This window comes from Longimonas sp. (assembly GCF_040409695.1).
Lineage (GTDB): Bacteria > Bacteroidota > Rhodothermia > Rhodothermales > Salinibacteraceae > Longimonas.
Genome location: NZ_JARWGJ010000063.1, coordinates 1 through 20,896 on the forward strand (window position 1 = coordinate 1; position 20,896 = coordinate 20,896).

Here is a 20,896-nt window from a genome sequence, read left to right on the forward strand (position 1 = left end):
GGTTTATTCTGCTTAGAAGGCACAAGATTGCACCCCACGAGCACTCGTTCGCTCCGCTCACAGCGCCACGTCGCTGGCGCTCCTCGCAATGACATACTCTAAGATTCTTATATGGGCCTACTTAATCTGGGCTCCGGTCAACCCTGCTGAGCTGGGAAAGTCGAGAACCATATCCCCGGTGCAAACCAGGTCCCAGACAAGCTCTCGGGGAAAGACCTTGTCTGAGGCTTTATCCGAACAAAGAGTGCCCAAGATAGCGTCCCTCCCCTCCACAAACAAAGGCTTTGTTGCGCTCACTGCTGTGCCCGCGCCTATCTGACCGCCTCAGAGGAGACCTCTAAAGGAGATGTGGAGTGCTCATCCGATACAGGTTGAGGCTCGTCATTTGCCAGGGCCACATACCGGCCCATGAACGTGAACGCACATTCGCCGGCCGCTTCGATCTTACACTTCAGGTCGAGGCGAGCACGTCCCCAGCGATCGAGCATGTCTTGAAAGCGATCGAGAGCATCTTCGTCGGGACGTTCACAGACGACCGAGATGTTCTCGCAGACTGGTTTCAGGTACTCGATGTCGCTCTCCTGAATGATCACCTCAACCTGCTGCTTCATGTTGTCGACGAGCTGATGCATCATGGCCCATCCAGTCAGAGTGGCCAGCATGCTCAGGCTTCCGCCGAAAGCTGTGCCCATGTGGTTAGCATTCGGCTTGAGCGGGGCCGATGCGCACAGGCGCCCGTCTTCTTCGGGCTTGAGAGAGAAATGCAGGTGCTCCGTAATCGGCATCTCCTGCACAATGAGCTGCTCCAGGTGCTCCAGCGCCTGTTCAGTCATAGAGGTACGCAACATAGTGTGGTGCGGGGGTCGTTAGCTTGCGTGATACAATATCCAGACATATAGTTACAACAGAACAGCTATACGCCTCAGTTGATCACACGTTCTTTGTACGAAAAAAGAAATGAGATGTTGTAGCATCAGTCTAATTTGTAACAAGACCAGATGCGCGTACGCCGAAAACAGTGGCGCATTCCGTGTAAGGAGCTATGTTGCAATACATGAAACACATGAACCATGCCGTAGCAGCGTGGCTTGTTAGACTGTGCGGTAGTAAACAACCTTATCCATTTTCTTCTTATACATCCCCTTTCTGGGGGCGCAGCAGCACCTCTTCCATGACGGTGCGATCAGAGAGTTTATACGCCTGCACGACTGTTTCAGCAATGTCAGAAGCAGGCATCAGGCGCTCCGCCTCGATGTCGGCACCGTCCCAGGTAGGAGTGAGCGTAGCTCCAGGAATGACTGTCGTAACGCGAATCCCCTCGTTCTTGGTCTCTTCGCGAACAACGCGCGCCAGTCCGCGCAGTCCGTGCTTTCCTGCACAGTAGCCGGCATTGCCTGGATAAGCTTGAATAGAGGCAACAGACGCAGTATAGAAAACGTGTCCGGCACCTGCGTCGCGCATGAGTGGGAGGAATGCCTTCGTCACCACAAAAGCGGATGTCAGGTTCACGTCGATCTGCGCACGAAAGCCGTCGGCTGTCAGTTCGTCGAGTGGAGCGTAGGTGAATGCCCCTGCGTTGTTGATAAGTACGTCGGGAGCCCCCCACATGTCGACTACGCGCTCAGCCATTATGGAGACGGCGTCGTCGTTGGTCACGTCAGCAGGGCAGACCATTGTGGATGCGCCACGCTCCTGGCAGGCATCGGCTACGGCTTCGAGCTTGTCGACTGTACGCGCAACCAGCGCGACCTTGGCATTGTCGTACGCATCCGAAAAGGCAAGCGCAATAGCACGCCCGATACCCTGGCTGGCTCCTGTAATAACGACAGTCATGCAGGTAGAAGGGAAGTTGCGAGAGATAATTCGTGTGAGGCAGCGTACTGAGAGGCCAACCGGCCTTGATCAACGTGCATCGGTGTTCGGGGCAGAACGTTATGTCACCAGAAGTTTAACAGGGGTTGTTACTGTGTTAGTCGCGTATGAGCCGCATGAGTTCATCGCGCGTGCTGTGGTTGCGGAAAGCACCGCTTACGGCGCTGGTCTTGGTTGAGGAGTTCTGCTTCTCCACGCCCCGCATCATCATGCACAGGTGTTGCGCTTCAATGACCACAGCGGTACCCTTCGGCTGAAGAACCTCATCGATAGCGTCACGAATCTGCAGCGTAAGGCGTTCCTGCACCTGCAAGCGTCGCGCAAAGACCTCTACCGTACGCGGAATCTTGCTGAGCCCGACAATATGCCCATCGGGGATGTATGCCACGTGGGCCTTTCCGAAGAAAGGAAGCATGTGGTGCTCACAAAGCGAGTAGAGTTCAATGTCTTTTACGAGGATGATCTCGTTGTAAGACTCCTCAAACATGGCCTGACGTAAGATCGCCTTTGGATCTTGCGCGTAGCCCTGCATCAGAAACTGATACGCTTTGGCAACCCGCTCGGGAGTCTTGACAAGTCCCTCACGGTCTGCGTCTTCGCCCAGTTGTTCGATGATGTTCTCTATGTTATCGGCGACGGACTGCGTGGTTTGCGCGTCGTACAGGTCGCGGCGCTCATAATGGGTGGGGTAGTCGGAATCAGGCGCCCCGTTCTCAGCAAAGGTGTCGGAAAGTATCTTCTTTTCAGCCATGGGTAAACAGCAAAACAGACAAAAAAAGCGACGGCAGGAAGCCTATTCCCCGCGATATTCAGCGTAGTTGCGCGGCGTTTCGTACAGGCGCACGCAGTGCAGCCGTCCGCTCGGCAGAGCGTCGGCAAGCTCATTCCAGATGGCGATTACGAAGTTTTCAGTCGACGGAATGACACCATCCATAAAGTCGACATCGAGGTTAAGGTTTTTGTGGTCCACCTTATCGACCACCCGTTCGTGAATGATGGACTTCAGTACGCCCAGATCAATCAGGTATCCTGTTTCCGGGTCCGGTTCGCCAGCAACCGTCACTTCCAGTTCGTAGTTGTGACCGTGCCAGTTCGGGTGGTTACACGGGCCATACATCTCTTCATTCCACGCCTCTGACTTATCGGGGTTGTGGAGGCGATGCGCAGCATTAAAGTGTGTTTTTCGCGTTACATAGACCGTAGGCATAAACCCCAGTGAACTATAGTGAAACAGAGATTCGGTAAACGTGAAAGGAGGCAACCCGTGTATTACACAGACGCATGGATGCGCTACAGGTTGGGAAGCCCTGCCAAACTTTGTTCTGACAAAAAGCATTCAGGACCCAATCAGACCGGATAAGAAAGAGCATGTTCATCGGGCCACCGAAGCGTTACAGTTCTTCATGGCGATGTGCTCGTTGACTGGCGCGCAAGAGGTAGCGTAGATATTATCACAGATCCGTTATTTTTGGCGCGTGCGTGTCGGCGAGCTGTGTTGTACCGTACAGAACAGACATTCTATGCGATAGGTTGTGCGACATGCTAAATGATCGAATGTACAGGCCCGGCGTGCCCGTAACTGCGTAAGGACGGCGTTGCGTAAGGGCGGTGCGCCTTGCATCCAATAGCCTTTAATCCAGAGAGAGACATCGTATGAGCGACGAGCCAACCATCTTCCAGAAAATTATAGAGGGCGAGGTACCTGCAGACATCGTCTATGAGGACGAGCAATGCATCGCCTTCTACGATGTAAACCCGCAGGCGCCGACGCACATTCTCGTGATTCCGCGCAAGCCCATACCTACTATTGACGATGTTGAGCCAGACGATGAGGCGCTCATTGGGCATCTGTTTCGCGTGGCAAGCAAGGTCGCACACGATGAGGGACTTGATAACGGATATCGCACCGTTATAAACTGCGGCGACGACGGACAGCAGACTGTCTATCACCTGCATGTACATGTGCTCGGGGGGCGTGAGCTTCAGTGGCCTCCCGGATGATTCGGTGGGTTCTTTTGTATCAAGCGTTTTAAGTGTGTGCCACACGTCGCAATTTGCATTGTAAACGGACCGCAAACGGACCGCAAACGAACTGTTGAGCGTCGTGCTCCAGCGCTACAGGCCTTGTGGCCTCGTAGCAGAGGGCACGGCGGTATTCCTCCCAACCAAGATACCCAAGTATCCGTGATCACCTTAGGAGTAACCGGTGGCATCGGTAGTGGAAAGACCACCGTCTGCCAAATGCTCGACGACCTTGGCGCCCGCGTTTTCTATGCGGATGAGGTGGCCAAGTCCATCATGCGAGAAGACGCCGATGCCCGAGCGCTAATTCGAGATACGTTTGGCAGCACCAGCTACGATGAGCAGGGACAGCTGAACCGTTCGTATCTGGCTGCACAGGTGTTCAGCGACCCCGATAAGCTGGAGAAGCTAAACGCTATCGTGCACCCGCTGGTATTTGACGCCTTTGAGGAGGCCAAAGAACAGGCGCGTGCCGATGATGTAGAGCTGCTTGTGCACGAAGCTGCGCTCCTCTTCGAAGCCGGTGCCGATGCTCACGTAGACCATACAGTCGTGGTCGCCGCGCCCAGTGAACTGCGCATCGCGCGCGTCGTTAACCGCGACGAGACCACCGAGCAGGCTGTTCGCGATCGCATGCAGCACCAGCTGCCGCAAGACGAGCTATGCGAACGTGCCGATTTTGTAATTCAAAACAACGCGGACCGAGAAGCCCTCAAGGCTCAAGTCGTGGATCTTCATAAGCGACTGACCACCGAAGTTGCGGCATAGTAGCGAAAGCACATGGTGGCGTTCCGTTTGGGCGGTGGGGTACGGCCAGCCGGCAATAGATTACCAGCCCCACTTCTTTAGCGCCGAAACTTTCCGTGAATTGGATAGTGCAGGAATCCCTTTCGGCTTTTGGGCATTGACTTTAGATAGCAAGCAGATGTATGCTGTGCGTCATAAATAATCGGGTCTATAGCTCAGTTGGTTAGAGCGCTACGTTGACATCGTAGAGGTCAGTGGTTCGAATCCACTTAGACCCACCGTCTCTCATCTGTATACTACTGTATACCGCGAGCCATCTGGGAAAACGCGTGCCCTTGCGTCACAAAGGGGCGTCGGCATTCCCTGAATGTGCTCGTTGTCCTTCAAGCGCTTTGTCCCTCATAGGCGGAGCGCTTTTCTTGTATCCCCCTGAATCTGTTCGCTCTTATGGCTGACATCTCTACCGATCGAGACACCATCACCATCACGCTGCCCGACGGGTCGACACGTACGTACGATTCAGGTGTTACGGGGCGTGAGATTGCGGAAAGCATAGGGGCGGGGCTTGCCCGTGCGGCACTGGCGATTACGGTAAACGGTGAGGTGCAAGACTTGAGCCAGCCCATTACGAGGTCTGCCGAGATTGCTATCCTGACCTGGGACGACGATCAGGGCAAAGAAACGTTCTGGCATTCCTCGGCGCACCTCATGGCCGAGGCGCTTCAGGAGCTGTACCCGGGCGTAAAGTTCACGATTGGTCCGCCCATTGAGCGTGGCTTTTACTACGACGTAGACCTGGGCGACGAAACCCTGTCGGCCGACGACCTGGAGGCGGTTGAGGCGAAGATGAAAGAACTTGCTAAGCGTGATGCCACGTATGAGCGCCGCGAAGTGTCTAAGGAGGAAGCGCTTAGTTATTATGAGGAGCAGGGCAATGAGTACAAGGTAGAGCTCATTGAAGAGCTCAATGATGGCGAGATCACGTTTTACGAGCAGGGCAACTTCACCGACCTGTGCCGCGGGCCGCATATTCCTTCTACAGGGCGGATCAAGTACCCTAAGCTGCTTTCCGTGGCTGGAGCGTACTGGCGAGGCGACGAGTCGAACCCACAGCTCACGCGCATCTACGGCATCAGCTTCCCCAAGAAAAAGATGCTTGATGCGTTTCTGGAGCAGCGCCGTCTGGCCAAAGAACGCGACCACCGTAAGCTTGGCAGAGAGCTCGGACTGTTCACCTTCAACGCAGATGTGGTCGGTCCCGGGCTGCCGATGTGGCTACCTAAGGGAGCCACGCTTCGTGAGACGCTCTCCAACCTGCTGAAAGACGAACAGCTGAAGCGGGGATATGAGCCGGTTGTGTCGCCGCATATCGGACGACTGAAGCTCTACCGTACGAGCGGGCACTACCCGTACTACAAAGAGAGCCAGTTCCCGCCGATGATCTTCAACGAAGAGGGCGACGAAGAAGACGGCTACCTGCTTAAGCCGATGAACTGTCCGCACCATGTCATGATGTACAAGCATGATATGCACTCGTATCGCGACTTGCCGGTGCGATTCGCGGAGTTTGGCACGGTATACCGCAACGAACAGAGCGGCGAGCTCGGGGGACTCACGCGCGTGCGCGGCTTCACGCAAGACGATGCGCACATCTTCTGTACGCCCGACCAGGTAAAGGCGGAGTTCAAAGATGTGATCGACCTTACGCTCAAGGTGCTCGGAGCGCTCGACTTTACCGAGTTTACCGCGCAGATTTCACTGCGTGACTCCGAGAATACCGATAAGTATGTAGGCGATGATGCGCTTTGGTCGCAAGCCGAACAGGCGATTCGTGAGGCGGCTGAAGAGATGAACCTTGACACAATTGAAAAAACCGGCGAGGCCGCATTCTACGGCCCCAAGCTTGACTTCATGGTAGAAGACGCCCTTGGGCGTGAATGGCAGCTGGGTACAATTCAGGTTGACTACAACCTGCCAGAGCGGTTCGACCTTACCTACGTCGACGCCAACGACGAGCGTAAGCGGCCGGTCATGATTCACCGTGCCCCGTTTGGGTCGTTAGAGCGCTTCATTGGCGTGTTGATCGAACACTGTGGCGGCAACTTCCCCGCGTGGCTTGCACCGGTACAAGCCGTGATCATCCCCGTGGGAGCCGACTTCAACGACTATGCCCACCAGGTAGCAGCACAACTTCGGGAGGCCGACCTGCGCGTCGACGTTGACGACAGCGACGATACCGTCGGGTACAAAATCCGCGAAGCCGAAACGCAGAAAATTCCATATATGCTTGTTGTCGGAGGGCGCGAAGAAGAAGCGGGAACGGTTGCCGTGCGTGCCCACGGCGATGGGCAGCAAGAGGTTATCTCTGTAGATGCGTTCATCGAGCAGATGGATGCTGAAATGCGGGCGGCATGGTCGTGAAGTAGGTATGAGGTCGCGTTGTTAGAGGGGGTGAAAAGCACACCTGGTAAAAACCGATACATGGAAGCTGCAACGGAACCCACCGTCGCTACGGTGCGTGCAGATATATCACCGAATCGTACTTATATTCCTCAACAAACCTCCTGATTTACTATCGCTAAAGCTGATAAAGTTCGCGTAAACGGAGAGATCCGCGCCGGCACTGTACGCGTCGTTGAACCAGAAGGCGATCACGAGATCATGGATCTCGAAGACGCCCTGGATCGCGCCCGCGACCATGACCTTGATCTCGTTGAAATTGCTCCGGATGCCGAGCCGCCCGTATGCAAGATCATTGACTACGGCAAGTACCGCTACAAGCAGCAGAAGCAAGAGAAGCGGCAGCGGAAGCGGTCGAAGTCGATGCAGATGAAGGAGCTTCGGTTCCGACCACGCACCGACGATCACGATTATGAGTTCAAAAAGAACCACGCCCGTGATTTCCTGAACGATGGTAACAAGGTAAAGGCGTACGTGCAGTTTCGAGGCCGAGACATTATCTACAAGGATCAGGGAATGGATCTGCTTCGTCGTCTCATTGAAGATGTGCAAGACCTGGCACGGATCGATCAGGCGCCCCAGATGGAAGGGCGGCGTATGACCACGATACTCGCGCCTCACAAGAAGAAAAAGTAAGGCGTTTTCCCACACGGGGTTCACGTACAGCCCTCCTGTACACAGGCACCCACGCCGTAGCGCCACGGAATTGTGCCCTAACATACGGCATAGTCTGCACGATCGGCGTGATGCACGCGCTGGATGTGGAGACTCCATCATTTTTGCGGAGGCCCAACCCAAATGAGCACCCTGGCGTGGAACGCACGTCGGGGTGTCTCCATTGATGCATGTCCGTTCTGTGCGGGGCTTGTATCTCCGCCATGCGGCGATCTACATCACACGCCCTCTTTGGAATCGATAGTTTTGATATTATGCCTAAGATGAAATCGCACAGCGGCGCACGCAAGCGCTTCAAGAAAACTGGCAGCGGCAAAGTAAAGCGCAAGAAAGCAGGCCGCCGCCACATCCTGACGAAGAAGTCGCCGAAGACCAAGCGTCAGCTGCGTAAAGACACGACCGTCGACGAAACGCAGGAGAAGCGCATCAAGCAGATGATTAACTCGTAACCGGAGCACGCTGCACTGCGCAGCTGCTCACCGCAACAGACACTCCGCCTGATGAGCGTTTGCAGTCAGGTATGCCTCGTGGACTCCGTGAGGTGCAGGTCCTGTCGTTGTTTCTACCTTCTATCCGTTAACGACCTTCCACCATGCCACGCGCAACAAACAAGCCGCAGACCCGGCGCCGTCGCAAGAAAATTTTGAATATGGCCAAAGGCTACTGGGGCCGTCGGAGCAAAACATACAGCTCCGCCAAGCACTCGGTAGAAAAGGCACTGCAGTATGCCTATCGCGATCGTCGGCAGCGCAAGCGTAACTTCCGCAAGCTCTGGATTACGCGCATCAATGCCGCTGCCCGTAAGCAGGGCGTAAGCTACTCGCGGTTCATGGGGGCTTATCGCAAAGCCGATCTCGATATGAACCGTAAGGTGCTTGCCGACTTGGCCGTGCACGATCCCGAGGCCTTTTCGCAGGTTGTTGATCATGTGATGGAGCAGGCGTAACTGCTGAAAGGGCACTGCCCGTAGCCCTTGTGCTCCATAGCATGACCAAAATCCCGCCGCTGCTGCTCTCAGCAGGCCTGGCGGGATTTTCTATGTTGCCGTGTTTGTCCTTTCGGGATCTCCAAACAGAGCCGCACGGCGTACCCTCCTTAATGCTCCTGCCCAACGCTGCTCGTGCAGGTAGCATCCGCGTAGACCTACTCTTGTTGTTCCGTTTCTCATGGCCGACCCGATTGCTGCCCTCCGCGCTGAGCTTGAAGCTGAAACTATTACCAGCGAGGAGGAAGCCGAAGCCTTCCGCATCAAGTACTTAGGGCGCAACCAGGGGCGCATCCCCGACCTGTTTGGTCAGATTGGCGAGCAGCCTCCCGAGGAGCGCCCCGACTTTGGGCGGCGCCTCAACGCGCTTAAGACGGATGCGCAGGCGAAGCTCGACGCGGCGCATGAACGCTTGGCCCAAGAAGCCTCAGGCGACACCGGCACCGATCTTGATCTTACGCTGCCCGGTCGCCGTCAGCACCAGGGCTCGCTGCATCCGCTTACGCAGACGCTTGAAGAGATCCTCCATATTCTGGAGCGGATGGGCTTTGCTACCTACGAGGGGCCCGAGGTCGAAACCGACTGGCATAACTTCGCCGCGCTTAACTTCCCGCCCGACCACCCGGCGCGCGACATGCAAGACACCTTCTTCGTGAAGGATGCTCCGGTCGATACCCCCACGTTGCTGCGGACGCACACCTCGCCTGGTCAGATTCGTGTGTTGCAGGCCACTGAGCCGCCGGTGCGCGTTATGGTGCCCGGCCGCGTCTATCGCAACGAGGCGATTTCGTACAAGTCGTTCTGCCTGTTCCATCAGGTTGAGCTGCTCTATGTGGATGCGAACGTCTCAATGGCCGACCTGAAGCAGGTGCTCTATCAGCTGGCCCAGGCGCTCTTTGGCGCCGACGTACGCCTGCGCTTCCGTCCGAGCTACTTCCCATTCACCGAGCCCAGTGCCGAGGTCGATATCTGGTGGGCCGACCCCAGCCATGAGGAGGGCGGGCGCTGGCTTGAGATCCTTGGCTGTGGTATGGTGCACCCCAATGTGCTGCGTGCCGTTGACGTTGACCCCGAGCAGTATAGCGGCTATGCCGTCGGGATGGGCGTAGAACGCATGACAATGCTTAAGCATGGGATCGACGACATCCGGGTGTTCTATGAGAACGATCTGCGCTTCCTGCAGCAGTTTTAGTATGCCAGCAGCCCGCGCTTCGCATCCCCCCTGACTCTTTTTCCGCACAACGCTTTCTCGCTTCATGGATTGCTCCATTCAGTGGCTGCGCTCGTACGCCGCTCCGCAAGCCGACGCCCATGCCATTGCCGACCTGCTCACCATGGCTGGGCTTGAGGTAGACGGCATCACGCATCACGGACAGCCGCTCGACGGGGTCGTGGTTGGCCTCATTGAGGCGGTGCGCTCACATCCGAATGCCGACCGGCTGGTGCTCTGCGATGTGAACATGGGCGCCGAAGAGCCGGTGCAGATCGTCTGTGGTGCCCCCAATGTGGAAACCGGCCAGCGCGTGCCGGTGGCGCCCACAGGCACTACCCTGGAGCTACCTGCTGAAAAGGGAAGCGACGAACGCCAGTCCATTACGCTCGACGCCCGAAAGATCCGCGGCCAGCAGTCCAACGGCATGATCTGCTCCGCGCACGAGCTGGGGCTGACCAGCGACGCAGCCGGTATCATGGTGTTGGATGACGATGCGCCTGTCGGAATGCCGTTCGTGGACTATCTGCGTGCGCACAAGGCAACGCCTACCGACACGGTGCTCGACATTGACCTGACCCCCAACCGGTCCGACGCGGCCAGTCATCTGGGCATCGCCCGCGACTTGTCGGCGCTAACCGGTGCCCCGCTGCACCGGCCGGCTGTGGAGATGCCCGAAGAGGGTGGCGCCGTTTCCGAGCGGTTCAGCGTGTCGATCGGCGACGCTGAAGCATGCCCGCGCTACGTTGCGCTGTGCGTAGAGGACGTTACAGTAGGTCCGTCGCCGCTCTGGCTGCAGCAGCGCCTGGAGCGCATCGGGCTTCGCCCGCGCAACGTAATCGTAGACATCACGAACTTCGTGCTGCACGAGTGCGGCCAGCCGCTCCATGCGTTCGATGCCGACACGCTACGTGGCAACACCATCCACGTAGACACCGCCGATGCCGAAACCACATTCACCACGCTCGACGACCAGGAGCGCACCTGTGCGGCAGGAACGCTCTTCATTCGGGATGCGGAGCGTCCGGTAGCTATCGCCGGCGTTATGGGCGGGGCCGACACCGAAGTGACCGAAGAGACGACCACGGTGCTTATTGAGAGCGCGTACTTCGATCCCTCGCAGATTCGCCGCACGGCCAAAGCGCTGGCGCTGCAGACCGACTCGTCGTATCGCTTTGAGCGCGGGGTAGACCGCGACGGACAGGTATGGGCGGCGGCTCGCGCTGCAGAGCTCATGGTGCGGCTTGCCGGCGGCACACGCGTTAGCGGCATGATCGACGCGCATCCGCGTCTGCCTGAGCCGCGCACGGCTACGTTGCGTCCGGAGCGGGCCAACGCGCTGCTGGGCACCGCCCTTACGCGTGATGACATGCGCCGTCGTCTCGAATCAATCGGCATTTCGGTAGATGCGAAGGGCAATGCGCTTCGGTGCACGCTTCCCACGTGGCGCCCAGATCTTACGATAGAGGAAGACCTGATCGAAGAGATTGCGCGCCTGCATGGCTACGACCGCATCCCGCGTCCTGAACACATCCAGATACCTGCTACGGTTGCAGAAGACAGCGCCGAGCGAACCCGTCGCACGGAGGTCCGCCGCCTGCTGCGTGGATACGGGTTCCGCGAGATCTACACCAACAGCATGCTCCCGCTCGATGTAGCCGAGCAGTTCAACCCTGGCGACACGCCCGTCGTTGAGACACGCAACCCCATCTCGCGAGAGATGGCTGCGCTGCGTCCGCGGCTACTTCCCGGCGCGCTCAGCGTGCTTCAGCACAACCGCAACCACGGGCAAGACGCCATACGCCTGTTTGAGCTTGGCCGTGTGATGCGCCGCGCTACAGCCGACGAAACCCCGATGGTGCCTGGCGTGCGTGAGCACGAGTCGCTGCTGATTGCCGCGACCGGAGCGCAGGCTCCGCTGCACTGGGATCGCGCCACGCGCAACACCGATGTGTACGATCTGAAAGGCACCGTAGCCGATCTGCTCGACGCGCTCAACGTTCCGGCTGTGCAGTTCGCGCCGGCTACAGACACGCCAAGCTACGTAGCTTACGCGCTTGACATTGCTGCTGACGGCGCTCCGCTGGGCACGCTCGCCTGCATCCACCCCGACACCGCCGACCACTACGACCTGGCCGATGCGGTGCTGGTGGCTGAACTGCAGTGGCCTGCGGTTGTGCGTGCGCTTGCCGAGCGCACAGGCTACACGCCGATGCCCCGTGTACCCGTGGTAGAGCGCGACCTCGCAGTGCTGGTAGATGCCGACGCTTCCGTTGGGCCTCTCCTTGATACGGCCCGTGAAGCGGGTGCACCCCTCGTGAAGCATGTCGACCTGTTCGACCTGTACCAGGGAGAAGGAATTCCGGACGACAAGCAGAGTGTGGCCCTGTCGATGCAGCTGGCATCGGACCGGACGCTCACCGACGCCGAAATTGACACGTGCATGCGCCGCATTCGGGAGGCGCTTAGCAACGAGCATGGCGCTACGTTACGGGAGCAATAAAAGCGTCGGCACATCCACGAGCGCCGGGCGTACTCTTCGTGGTTCGTGCTATTACCACTATTACCCAATTATGTCGCACGAGGCAATAGCTCCGCGCATGTAGACGTTACTTGCACATGCGATGATCATTTGCTATGGTAGAAAGATAAGAAAATAATATAGCGTACTTCTTTGCTAAGTGCATCCTATCTTTATGGCTGCCAACGCTGACTCATCTGAACAGAACGACGCGTGGCCTGCCGATTCCGCGGCGATGCTGAATGAGCTGTCGGATGCGGTGCGCCCCTCCGTAGAGATGCTTGTTGCCCAGATAGATGCGGCCACCGAGCATATCGCGGCGCTTGAATCCGAAAACGAAGAGCTCCGCACCCGGGTACAGGCGCTTGAAGATAAAATTGCTGAACAGCCCGATGTGCCCGCCAACAGCCTTGTGTTTGCGCTGGAAGATGCCGATGCCGACGCACTGAAGCAGGAGCTGGAACGCTACATTCAGACGATAGACACGCTGCTGGACGATCTTCCGCCTCCGCCCGATTCAGATGTCGGCGACACGTCTCTTGCATAGCCCCCTCTGGTTATGGCTACCAACGATATGAAACCGATTCGCGTGCACATCTTGGGCCGAGAGTATGCCCTGCGGGTGCGAGAGGGCGAAGAAGAAACGACCCGTAACCTGGCTTCTCAGGTAAACGCCCGTATGAAGGCGTTCCAGAAAGAGCATCCGGAGCAGGCGGAGTTTACAACGTCGGTTATCACCGCTCTTGCCATGGCCGAGGAGCTAAACGATCTCCGGGCGGCACTCGCAGAGCGTGAGCGCGAACTTGAGCAGCAAGAGCAAGCCCACGCACGTGAGCGAGAAGTGCATGCACAGAACGAAGAAGCACTCGTTCAAGCAATCACACAGCTCTCAGAGCGTCTGGCTGATGCGCTGCCTACAGAGGTAGAGGCGCCCGATTCTGAGCCTGCAATGCAGGAAAAAAGCAAAAGAGAGGGGGCATACGGCCTAACAGATGAAGATGGAAAAGCCGGTGTCGATGATACGGAAGACCCCGGCACAACATCTTCCGATGGGAGCGAGCATGAAACCGAAAGCTCTAATGATGACCAATCCACGGAAGGTCGTGAAGCGGCTACGCCACCGCCTACCAGAGAAGGCTACGAGAGTAGTTTTTCGCCGATGTCTGACGGTCACATAGACGCTGACACGCCTCATCCTGAACCAGCTATCGAGCCGGATAGCGATTCCTCGGAATCTGCAGACCGCGACGAGTCACGCAGATAGAATTACATTGCAAGCGTTACATGCTGCTCTTGCAACATAGCACACGAAGGGTCGCCCGAAAAATCTGCGCACGTTGCTCTCGTCGACGAGCGAACCAGAACGGCACCACGTCGCGTGCTTCGAGCGTCCTCAGATGCGACTCATTACCACACTGTCAACTCTTAACGAGGCGCTAAAAGCATCATAATGGAGCAGCCTCCGTTTCTGTGGTGTTCGTCAGTTTCGTTCCTTTGACGTCAACGCGTCTCTTATGACCAAAACGCTCGATACGGCGCCCCCACAAGATCCTGTCATTGCCAATGCTTCGCCCGAGGCACGAAAGAAGGCGCGCACCCACATCGTAGTGCGTGGCGCGCGACAGCACAACCTGAAAGACATCGACCTGGATGTGCCGCGCGAAACCCTTACAGTGATTACGGGGCCGTCGGGATCCGGGAAATCGAGCCTTGCCTTCGATACGATCTACGCCGAGGGCCAGCGGCGTTACGTAGAGAGCCTTAGCGCCTACGCCCGGCAGTTCCTGGAGCGCATGGATAAGCCCGATGCCGATCTGATTACAGGGCTTGCGCCGGCTATTGCGATTGAGCAGAAAACCACGGCGAACAACCCCCGCTCCACTGTTGCTACCCAGACCGAGGTGTATGATCATCTGCGGCTGTTGTACGCGCGCATCGGCACGACCATTTCGCCGGTGAGCGGGCGGCCCGTCACCAAAGATACGCCGCGGAGTGTGGCGCTTTCGATCGAAGAGGAGCTGGACGATGGCGTGCGCTACTACCTGTGCTGTCCGGTGCCCGACCGCAACCGTGCGCTGCGCGACGAGCTCAAGAGCCTGCGCGAGCGCGGGTTCTTCCGCATTTTGCTGTTGCCTACCGAAAAACAGGCCAAGCGTGGCAAGCGCCCCGATGTGCTCGATCTCAATGAAACGCCCCCAAGCAAGGTCAACAACTACGGCAGCAAGCGGCTGCTGGTGCTCATCGACCGGCTTAAGGTGAAGCAGGGCGACGCCGCTACCCGCACCCGGGTGGCCGAATCGGTCGAGCAGGCCTTCAATGTAGGCGAAGGGCGCTGTGTCGTGCAGGTGGCCCGCCGCCGTAGCGACGACGCCAGCGGGCCGGCTCCGCAGCTCCATTTCAGTGCCCGCTTCGAGCGTGATGGCATGGAGTTCGAAGAGCCTACACCGCTCATGTTTAGCTTTAACAGTCCGGTGGGGGCGTGCCCGGAGTGCCAGGGATTCGGACGCGTGCCCGGACTCGACCCGGATCTGATTGTGCCCAACAAAGGGCTCTCGATTCGCGAAGGCGCGCTGGCGCCGTTCCGCACCGATAAGTGGAGCAAGCACTTCCGTAAGCTCATTCGGGTGGCCGCCGAAACAGGGATCGATATCGACTGTCCGTACCGCGAGCTCGACGACTGGGAGCTCGACATTATCTGGGAGGGCAAAGACCAGTACATCGGACTGAACGGCTTTTTTGAGTTTCTGGACGAGCGCTCGTATAAGACGCACTACCGCATCTTTCGAGCGCGCTTCCGGGGCTACTCTACGTGTCCGGAGTGCAACGGCTACCGCCTGCGCGAGGATGCGTACTACGTCAAGATCAACGACCGGCACATCGGAGAGGTATGTGCCATGACGACCCGCGAGGCGCTCGACTTCTTTCAAGATATCGAACTCTCGGACTACGAAGAAGAGGTCGCTGGGCGCGTGCTCGAAGAGCTGCGCACCCGCACGGAATACCTAGTCGATGTAGGGCTTGACTACCTCACGTTCGACCGGCTGGCCCAGACGCTCAGCGGGGGCGAAAGCCAGCGCATCAACCTGTCAACCTCGCTTGGGTCCTCGCTTGTGGGCTCGCTCTACGTGCTCGACGAACCGACCATCGGGCTGCACCCGCGTGATAACGACCGGCTTGTGGGCATCTTGCAGCGCCTGCGCGACCTGGGCAACACTGTGCTGGTAGTTGAGCACGACCCGGTTACGATGGAGGCAGCTGATCATCTCATTGACATGGGGCCGGCCTCTGGACAGTTTGGCGGCGAGGTGGTGTTTCAGGGGACGTACGACGAGGTGCTCGACGATGCAGACTCGCTTACTGGCAAGTATCTAAGCGGGCGCACGGCCATCCCGGTGCCTGAAGAACGGCGCACGCCCGAATCCGACCGAAAACTGGTTGTGACGAACGCGCGGCAGCACAACCTGAACCACATCGATGTTGAGATTCCGCTCGATAGCATTGTGTGCGTGACGGGCGTGTCGGGCTCGGGTAAGTCGACGCTCATACAGCAGACGCTCTACGAGGGACTGCACCGCCTCAAGGGAGGGAGCGGCGATGGTACGGTCGGCGCGCACGACGACATTCGTGGCCATACGTTTGTCGATGGCGTTGAGATGGTCGACCAGCAGCCCATCGGGCGCACCCCACGGTCGAATCCAGCCACGTATACGAAAGCATTCGACGGCATCCGTAAGCTGTTTTCCGAAACGCGGCAGGCGCAGATTCACGGCTATGAGCCGGGCTTCTTCAGCTTTAACGTAGCGGGTGGACGCTGTGAGGCATGCAAGGGCGAGGGCGTCGTTAAGGTGGAGATGCAGTTTCTGGCCGATATCTACCTGGAGTGTGAGGCGTGTAACGGACGGCGCTACAAGCAGGAGGTGCTGAACGTGACGTACAACGGCAAGAACATCGCCGAGGTGCTGGAAATGACCGTCGACGAGGCCGCCGACTTCTTTGAAGGCGAGCGGGCAGTGACGAACAAGCTGGAGGTGCTGCAAGACATCGGGCTCGGCTATCTGTCGCTCGGGCAGCCCTCCACCACGCTCTCCGGCGGCGAGGCGCAGCGCATCAAGCTGGCCTCGCACCTGAGTGGGCGTCATACCGATCGCATGCTCTATATCTTCGATGAGCCCACGACCGGACTCCACTTTGACGACATCCGCAAGCTCCTAAACGCCTTCGACCAGCTGGTTGAGCACGGGCATTCGGTGGTCATTGTAGAGCACAATCTGGATGTCATCAAGTACGCTGATCACATCATTGACCTGGGTCCCGATGGGGGCACAGGCGGCGGCGAAGTTGTCGTAACCGGCACGCCCGAAGATGTCGCCGCGCATCCCACCAGCCATACCGGGCGGTTTCTAAAGACAGCTTTGTAGAGCCCCTGTGCTCCGAGAAACTCGGCGAGTGAGATTGGCTTCTGCCTTAGACCTGCAAGCATGGGCCAGGAGGGAGGCGGGGAGGCGGGCTGTGGATCGCTGTGTTGGGTGGCGGCGGGCTGTGGATCGCTGTGTTGGGTGGCGGCATTGAACGGGTGATAATCCGTTTGCATCCCTCTACACACAGCACGCGTGCTCATGAACACAGCCTCGCACGGGCCCTCGGCGTCCGACCTGGCGTCGCTTCTCGGGACTGACATTGACAATCTTTCGCTGTATCACCGCGCGCTTACGCACCGGTCGTGCCTGCGTGAGGCAGACAACCCGTTTGATGTATCGAACGAGCGGTTGGAGTACGTGGGCGATGCGTTCTTAGATCTGCTGGTTGGTGTGGCACTCTATACGCACTTTCCGGACGAGGATGAGGGGTTCCTTTCGCGGATGCGTGCACGTCTGGTAAGCGGCCGCTCACTCGCCCAAGCTGCGCGCCGGTGCAATCTGGGGAGCTACTTGCTGCTGAGTCGCAACGCCGAGCGCAACAACGGACGATCTAACCCGAGCATTTTGGCCGATGCCTTTGAAGCAATCACGGGCGCGCTCTACCTGGATCGGGGCCACGAGGCTGCGGCCCGGTTTGCCCGTTACTACCTGTTGGATGCGGTCGACCTCGACGCGCTTGTGCACAAGAATCGCAACTACAAGAGCCTGCTGCAAGAGCATCTGCAGGGCGAAGGGCGCCCGCTGCCCACGTACACGGTTGTTGACCGCACCGGGCCTGATCACAACTACACGTTTACTGTCGAGGCCCTTGTCGAAGGGGAGGTCCTCGGGCGGGGCACCGCACCGGCCAAGAAAGAAGCCGAGCAGCGTGCGGCCCGTGAAGCAGTTCAAGCACTTAAAAACGAGTAGTATACCCGTAACGATGTTGGTGGGTCGTAAACGATCAACTGCGCTGTACGTCCATTCATAGCAACTTACTATACAGCCTCTACCCACCAACACTGCTCGCTTATGTCATGCACAATAGGCGTTCCGCGCCCGTTTGCCGACAATGAAACCCGTGCGGCTCTTACTCCGCAGGTTGTGGAGCAGTTGATAGATGCGCACGGGGTAGAGGTGACCGTGGCATCGGGACTGGGCGCGCATGCGCACTATTCCGATGATGCATACGCATCGGCCGGTGCCACGATTGGCGACGACGACAAGGCGTTTGCCGCTGATCTCGTGCTGGTGCTGTCTCCTCCCCCTCCTGAACGCCGCCGCCGTATCGGCAGCGACCAGACCATTCTTGGGTTACTGCAGCCCCTCGATAGCCCTGAGGCACTGGGTGATATCGCCGACCAGGGGGCTACTGCGCTGCCCATGGAGCTGGTGCCTCGCATCTCGCGGGCCCAGTCGATGGATGTGCTCTCTGCGATGAGCTCGTTGGCGGGCTACCGGGCCACGCTGGAAGCTGCACTGCGCCTTCCCAAGTTCTTCCCCCTCATGAGCACCGCGGCTGGCACTATTCGTCCGGCCAGTGTGCTGGTAGTCGGGGCCGGCGTGGCCGGACTACAGGCTATTGCCACGGCAAAGCGCCTGGGTGCTAAAGTGCGAGGCTACGACATTCGCGACGCCACGCGCGAGGAAATCGAAAGCCTTGGCGCCTCATTCGTAAATCTGGAGCTCGACACGTCGCTCTCTGAAGGAGACGATGGCTACGCGAAGGAGCTTGAACAGGCCAAGCAAGAACGGCAGCCTGAACTACTACGTCCACACATCGCCAAGTCGGACGTTGTGATTACGACTGCGCTTATTCCGGGACGCCCCGCCCCGCTCGTGATCAACGAAGCAGCCGTAGAAGACATGGCGCCCGGGTCCGTTATCGTGGACCTGGCCGCCCCAAACGGAGGCAACTGCGCGCTCACCGAGCCCGGCACTACGATTACCGAGCATAACGTGCACATCATGGGTCCAACCAATCTACCGGCTACGATGCCCGTGCATGCCAGCGACCTGTTTGCAAACACCGTGCGATCTCTGCTCGACTACCTGCTCGACGACGAAGGCGGCCTTGCCCTCAACTTCGACGACGAAGTGACCGATGCAATGTGTGCTGTACACCAGGGCACGATCCGAAACGAGCGCGTGCGCACCATGCTTTCCGATTTGCCTGATGCCTGACGTCTTGCTGCCCCCCTGTTAATGCGCTGTTAATGTCCTGCTGATGCTTCGCTAATTCCACATCCGCTATGATAGAAAACCTGATCATCTTCGTGCTGGCCGCTCTGCTTGGTACTGAAGTGCTGACTAAGGTACCGCAGACCCTTCACACACCGCTTATGTCGGGGGCCAACGCCATCAGCGGGATCACCATTGTAGGGGCCATCATTGCGGCTGGAATGAGCGATGCATGGTGGGCTACTGCGCTCGGCTTCGGCGCTCTGGTCGTAGCCACAATCAACGTAGTCGGAGGCTTTCTCGTCACCGACCGCATGCTACGCATGTTTGGTCGCAAGAAAACGCCCCCCTCTTCCGCCGATGCCTCCGCGTCCTCATAACGCCCCTGCCTGAAAATGCCTATTCTTGAACTTGCGTACTTGCTTTCGGCTGTGCTGTTTGTGCTTGGACTGAAGCGCATGCAGACGCCGCCCACGGCCCGCAGCGGAAACGCGCTGGCCGCACTGGGCATGTTCACCGCGGTGGTGGCCACGCTCTTCATTCACGATATTCTGTCGTGGCCGCTTCTGCTGGCCGGTGTCGTGATCGGGGGCGCTATCGGAGCGCTCCTTGCGTTCCGCACGCCCATGACCTCGATGCCTGAACTGGTGGCGGTGTTTAACGGATTCGGAGGGGCAGCTTCCGCATTTGTGGCAGGCGCTGAGCTTGCCCAGTACCTGCAAGGGAGCCGTCTGGTGGATACGAGCGCCTACTCGCCTACGCTGGCGCTGGTCATCGGGCTGAGTCTGCTTATCGGCATGGTCACGTTCACCGGCAGTCTGGTTGCCTTTGGGAAACTGCAGGGCATTCTGTCGGGCAATCCCATTACCTTTCCGGGCGTCCAATTCGTGACCGCACTGCTCTTGCTGGGCGGCATTGCCGGTGTTGCCTTCCTGCTTATCGGGGCGCCTGACCTTGCCACCGACCCCGACATTACGCTGTACGCAGGTATCGGAATCGCTGTAGCGGCGGCTCTCATGGGGCTTTTCCTCGTCTTTCCGATTGGAGGGGCTGATATGCCCGTGGTGGTGGCGCTGCTCAACTCGTACTCCGGACTCGCAGCTGCCGCTACCGGGTTCGTTCTCGATAACACCGCGCTCATTGTAAGCGGCACGCTGGTAGGCGCTGCCGGGTTCATGCTCACCATGCAGATGTGCGATGCAATGAACCGTTCCCTGGCTAACGTTATGCTGGGTGGATTCGGGGGTGATGGCGCCACGAGCGATGCGCTCGACATTCCCGAAGGCAAGAGCGTGCAAGAGACAAGTCCGCAAGATCTGGCGATTCTTGCCACCTATGCCGAGCGCGTCATCATCGTGCCAGGCTACGGACTCGCTGTGGCGCAGGCCCAGCATGCCGTACGTGAACTGGCCGACCGGCTTCAGGCAAAGGGCGTAGACGTGCGCTACGCAATTCATCCGGTTGCAGGGCGCATGCCGGGCCACATGAATGTGCTGCTGGCTGAAGCGGATGTGCCGTACGAACAGCTTTACGAGATGGACGAGATCAACAGCGCGTTCTCCTCAACCGATGTAGCGCTCGTCATCGGCGCCAACGACGTGGTGAACCCGGCAGCGCGCGAGGCGTCGGGCAGCCCGATCGCTGGGATGCCGATCCTGAACGTAGACGAGGCCGAGACGGTCGTCGTCATCAAACGCAGCCTGAGTCCCGGCTACTCAGGTGTGCCCAATAGCCTGTTCTATCAGGACAACACCCGTATGCTCTTTGCGGATGCGAAAGAAGCCGTTGGTGAGACAACGGAAGCGGTGAAGGGGCTGTAGTAAGGA

19 protein-coding genes and 1 tRNA gene are annotated in these 20,896 nt (G+C 58.4%); 16 read left to right on the forward strand and 4 right to left on the reverse strand.

Going from position 1 to position 20,896, the window contains the following annotated elements; translation table 11 throughout:
- Positions 1-311: 311 nt before the first annotated feature.
- The 4 genes from PPP56_RS03710 to PPP56_RS03725 all read right to left on the reverse strand — a co-directional run bounded on the left by PPP56_RS03710 (position 312) and on the right by PPP56_RS03725 (position 3,079).
- On the reverse strand, positions 312-848 hold the full coding sequence (locus PPP56_RS03710; RefSeq protein WP_353562689.1) for a YiiD C-terminal domain-containing protein: 537 nt from the start codon (positions 846-848) through the stop codon (positions 312-314).
- Between the two features lie 283 nt (positions 849-1,131).
- Entirely contained in the window at positions 1,132-1,833 is a 702-nt protein-coding gene (locus PPP56_RS03715) for an SDR family oxidoreductase (RefSeq protein ID WP_353562690.1), read from the reverse strand.
- A 136-nt stretch (positions 1,834-1,969) separates the two neighbouring features.
- Positions 1,970-2,623, reverse strand: coding sequence for a GTP cyclohydrolase I FolE (gene folE, locus PPP56_RS03720; RefSeq protein ID WP_353562691.1), 654 nt, complete (start codon positions 2,621-2,623; stop codon positions 1,970-1,972).
- 42 nt (positions 2,624-2,665) lie between these two features.
- On the reverse strand, positions 2,666-3,079 hold the full coding sequence (locus PPP56_RS03725) for a 6-pyruvoyl trahydropterin synthase family protein (RefSeq protein WP_353562692.1): 414 nt from the start codon (positions 3,077-3,079) through the stop codon (positions 2,666-2,668).
- Positions 3,080-3,525: 446 nt separating this feature from the next.
- Here PPP56_RS03725 and PPP56_RS03730 point away from each other — a divergent pair, with 446 nt between their 5' ends.
- The 16 genes from PPP56_RS03730 (at position 3,526) to PPP56_RS03805 (ending at position 20,890) form a co-directional block, all read left to right on the forward strand.
- A complete protein-coding gene (locus tag PPP56_RS03730) occupies positions 3,526-3,873 on the forward strand; it encodes a histidine triad nucleotide-binding protein (RefSeq protein ID WP_353562693.1) in 348 nt (115 codons plus the stop codon).
- A gap of 183 nt (positions 3,874-4,056) precedes the next feature.
- Positions 4,057-4,662 (forward strand): dephospho-CoA kinase, encoded by a 606-nt coding sequence (gene coaE / locus PPP56_RS03735; RefSeq protein WP_353562694.1) that lies wholly within the window; start codon positions 4,057-4,059, stop codon positions 4,660-4,662.
- Between the two features lie 183 nt (positions 4,663-4,845).
- Positions 4,846-4,919, forward strand: a tRNA-Val gene (locus PPP56_RS03740).
- A gap of 169 nt (positions 4,920-5,088) precedes the next feature.
- Positions 5,089-7,062: a threonine--tRNA ligase gene (thrS, locus tag PPP56_RS03745; protein ID WP_353562695.1), complete on the forward strand. Its 1,974-nt coding sequence runs from the start codon at positions 5,089-5,091 to the stop codon at positions 7,060-7,062.
- A 153-nt stretch (positions 7,063-7,215) separates the two neighbouring features.
- On the forward strand, positions 7,216-7,737 hold the full coding sequence (gene infC, locus PPP56_RS03750; RefSeq protein WP_353562723.1) for a translation initiation factor IF-3: 522 nt from the start codon (positions 7,216-7,218) through the stop codon (positions 7,735-7,737).
- Positions 7,738-8,030: 293 nt separating this feature from the next.
- Positions 8,031-8,225: a 50S ribosomal protein L35 gene (rpmI, locus tag PPP56_RS03755; RefSeq protein WP_353562696.1), complete on the forward strand. Its 195-nt coding sequence runs from the start codon at positions 8,031-8,033 to the stop codon at positions 8,223-8,225.
- A 143-nt stretch (positions 8,226-8,368) separates the two neighbouring features.
- Positions 8,369-8,722 (forward strand): 50S ribosomal protein L20, encoded by a 354-nt coding sequence (gene rplT, locus PPP56_RS03760; protein WP_353562697.1) that lies wholly within the window; start codon positions 8,369-8,371, stop codon positions 8,720-8,722.
- 220 nt (positions 8,723-8,942) lie between these two features.
- The gene (gene pheS / locus PPP56_RS03765; protein ID WP_353562698.1) at positions 8,943-9,953 is read left to right on the forward strand and encodes a phenylalanine--tRNA ligase subunit alpha; all 1,011 of its coding nucleotides are present in this window, start codon (positions 8,943-8,945) and stop codon (positions 9,951-9,953) included.
- A gap of 64 nt (positions 9,954-10,017) precedes the next feature.
- Complete coding sequence (gene pheT, locus PPP56_RS03770) at positions 10,018-12,474, forward strand: phenylalanine--tRNA ligase subunit beta (protein ID WP_353562699.1); 2,457 nt, start codon at positions 10,018-10,020, stop codon at positions 12,472-12,474.
- A 193-nt stretch (positions 12,475-12,667) separates the two neighbouring features.
- Positions 12,668-13,039: a hypothetical protein gene (locus PPP56_RS03775; protein WP_353562700.1), complete on the forward strand. Its 372-nt coding sequence runs from the start codon at positions 12,668-12,670 to the stop codon at positions 13,037-13,039.
- A 12-nt stretch (positions 13,040-13,051) separates the two neighbouring features.
- Positions 13,052-13,756: a cell division protein ZapA gene (locus PPP56_RS03780; RefSeq protein WP_353562701.1), complete on the forward strand. Its 705-nt coding sequence runs from the start codon at positions 13,052-13,054 to the stop codon at positions 13,754-13,756.
- A 250-nt stretch (positions 13,757-14,006) separates the two neighbouring features.
- Positions 14,007-16,910 (forward strand): excinuclease ABC subunit UvrA, encoded by a 2,904-nt coding sequence (gene uvrA / locus PPP56_RS03785; protein WP_353562702.1) that lies wholly within the window; start codon positions 14,007-14,009, stop codon positions 16,908-16,910.
- A gap of 198 nt (positions 16,911-17,108) precedes the next feature.
- Positions 17,109-17,819 (forward strand): ribonuclease III, encoded by a 711-nt coding sequence (gene rnc, locus PPP56_RS03790; protein ID WP_353562703.1) that lies wholly within the window; start codon positions 17,109-17,111, stop codon positions 17,817-17,819.
- A gap of 102 nt (positions 17,820-17,921) precedes the next feature.
- The gene (locus PPP56_RS03795; RefSeq protein ID WP_353562704.1) at positions 17,922-19,073 is read left to right on the forward strand and encodes a Re/Si-specific NAD(P)(+) transhydrogenase subunit alpha; all 1,152 of its coding nucleotides are present in this window, start codon (positions 17,922-17,924) and stop codon (positions 19,071-19,073) included.
- A 68-nt stretch (positions 19,074-19,141) separates the two neighbouring features.
- Positions 19,142-19,450 (forward strand): NAD(P) transhydrogenase subunit alpha part 2, encoded by a 309-nt coding sequence (locus PPP56_RS03800; RefSeq protein ID WP_353562705.1) that lies wholly within the window; start codon positions 19,142-19,144, stop codon positions 19,448-19,450.
- A gap of 9 nt (positions 19,451-19,459) precedes the next feature.
- Entirely contained in the window at positions 19,460-20,890 is a 1,431-nt protein-coding gene (locus PPP56_RS03805) for an NAD(P)(+) transhydrogenase (Re/Si-specific) subunit beta (protein WP_353562724.1), read from the forward strand.
- The last annotated feature ends 6 nt before the right edge of the window (positions 20,891-20,896 follow it).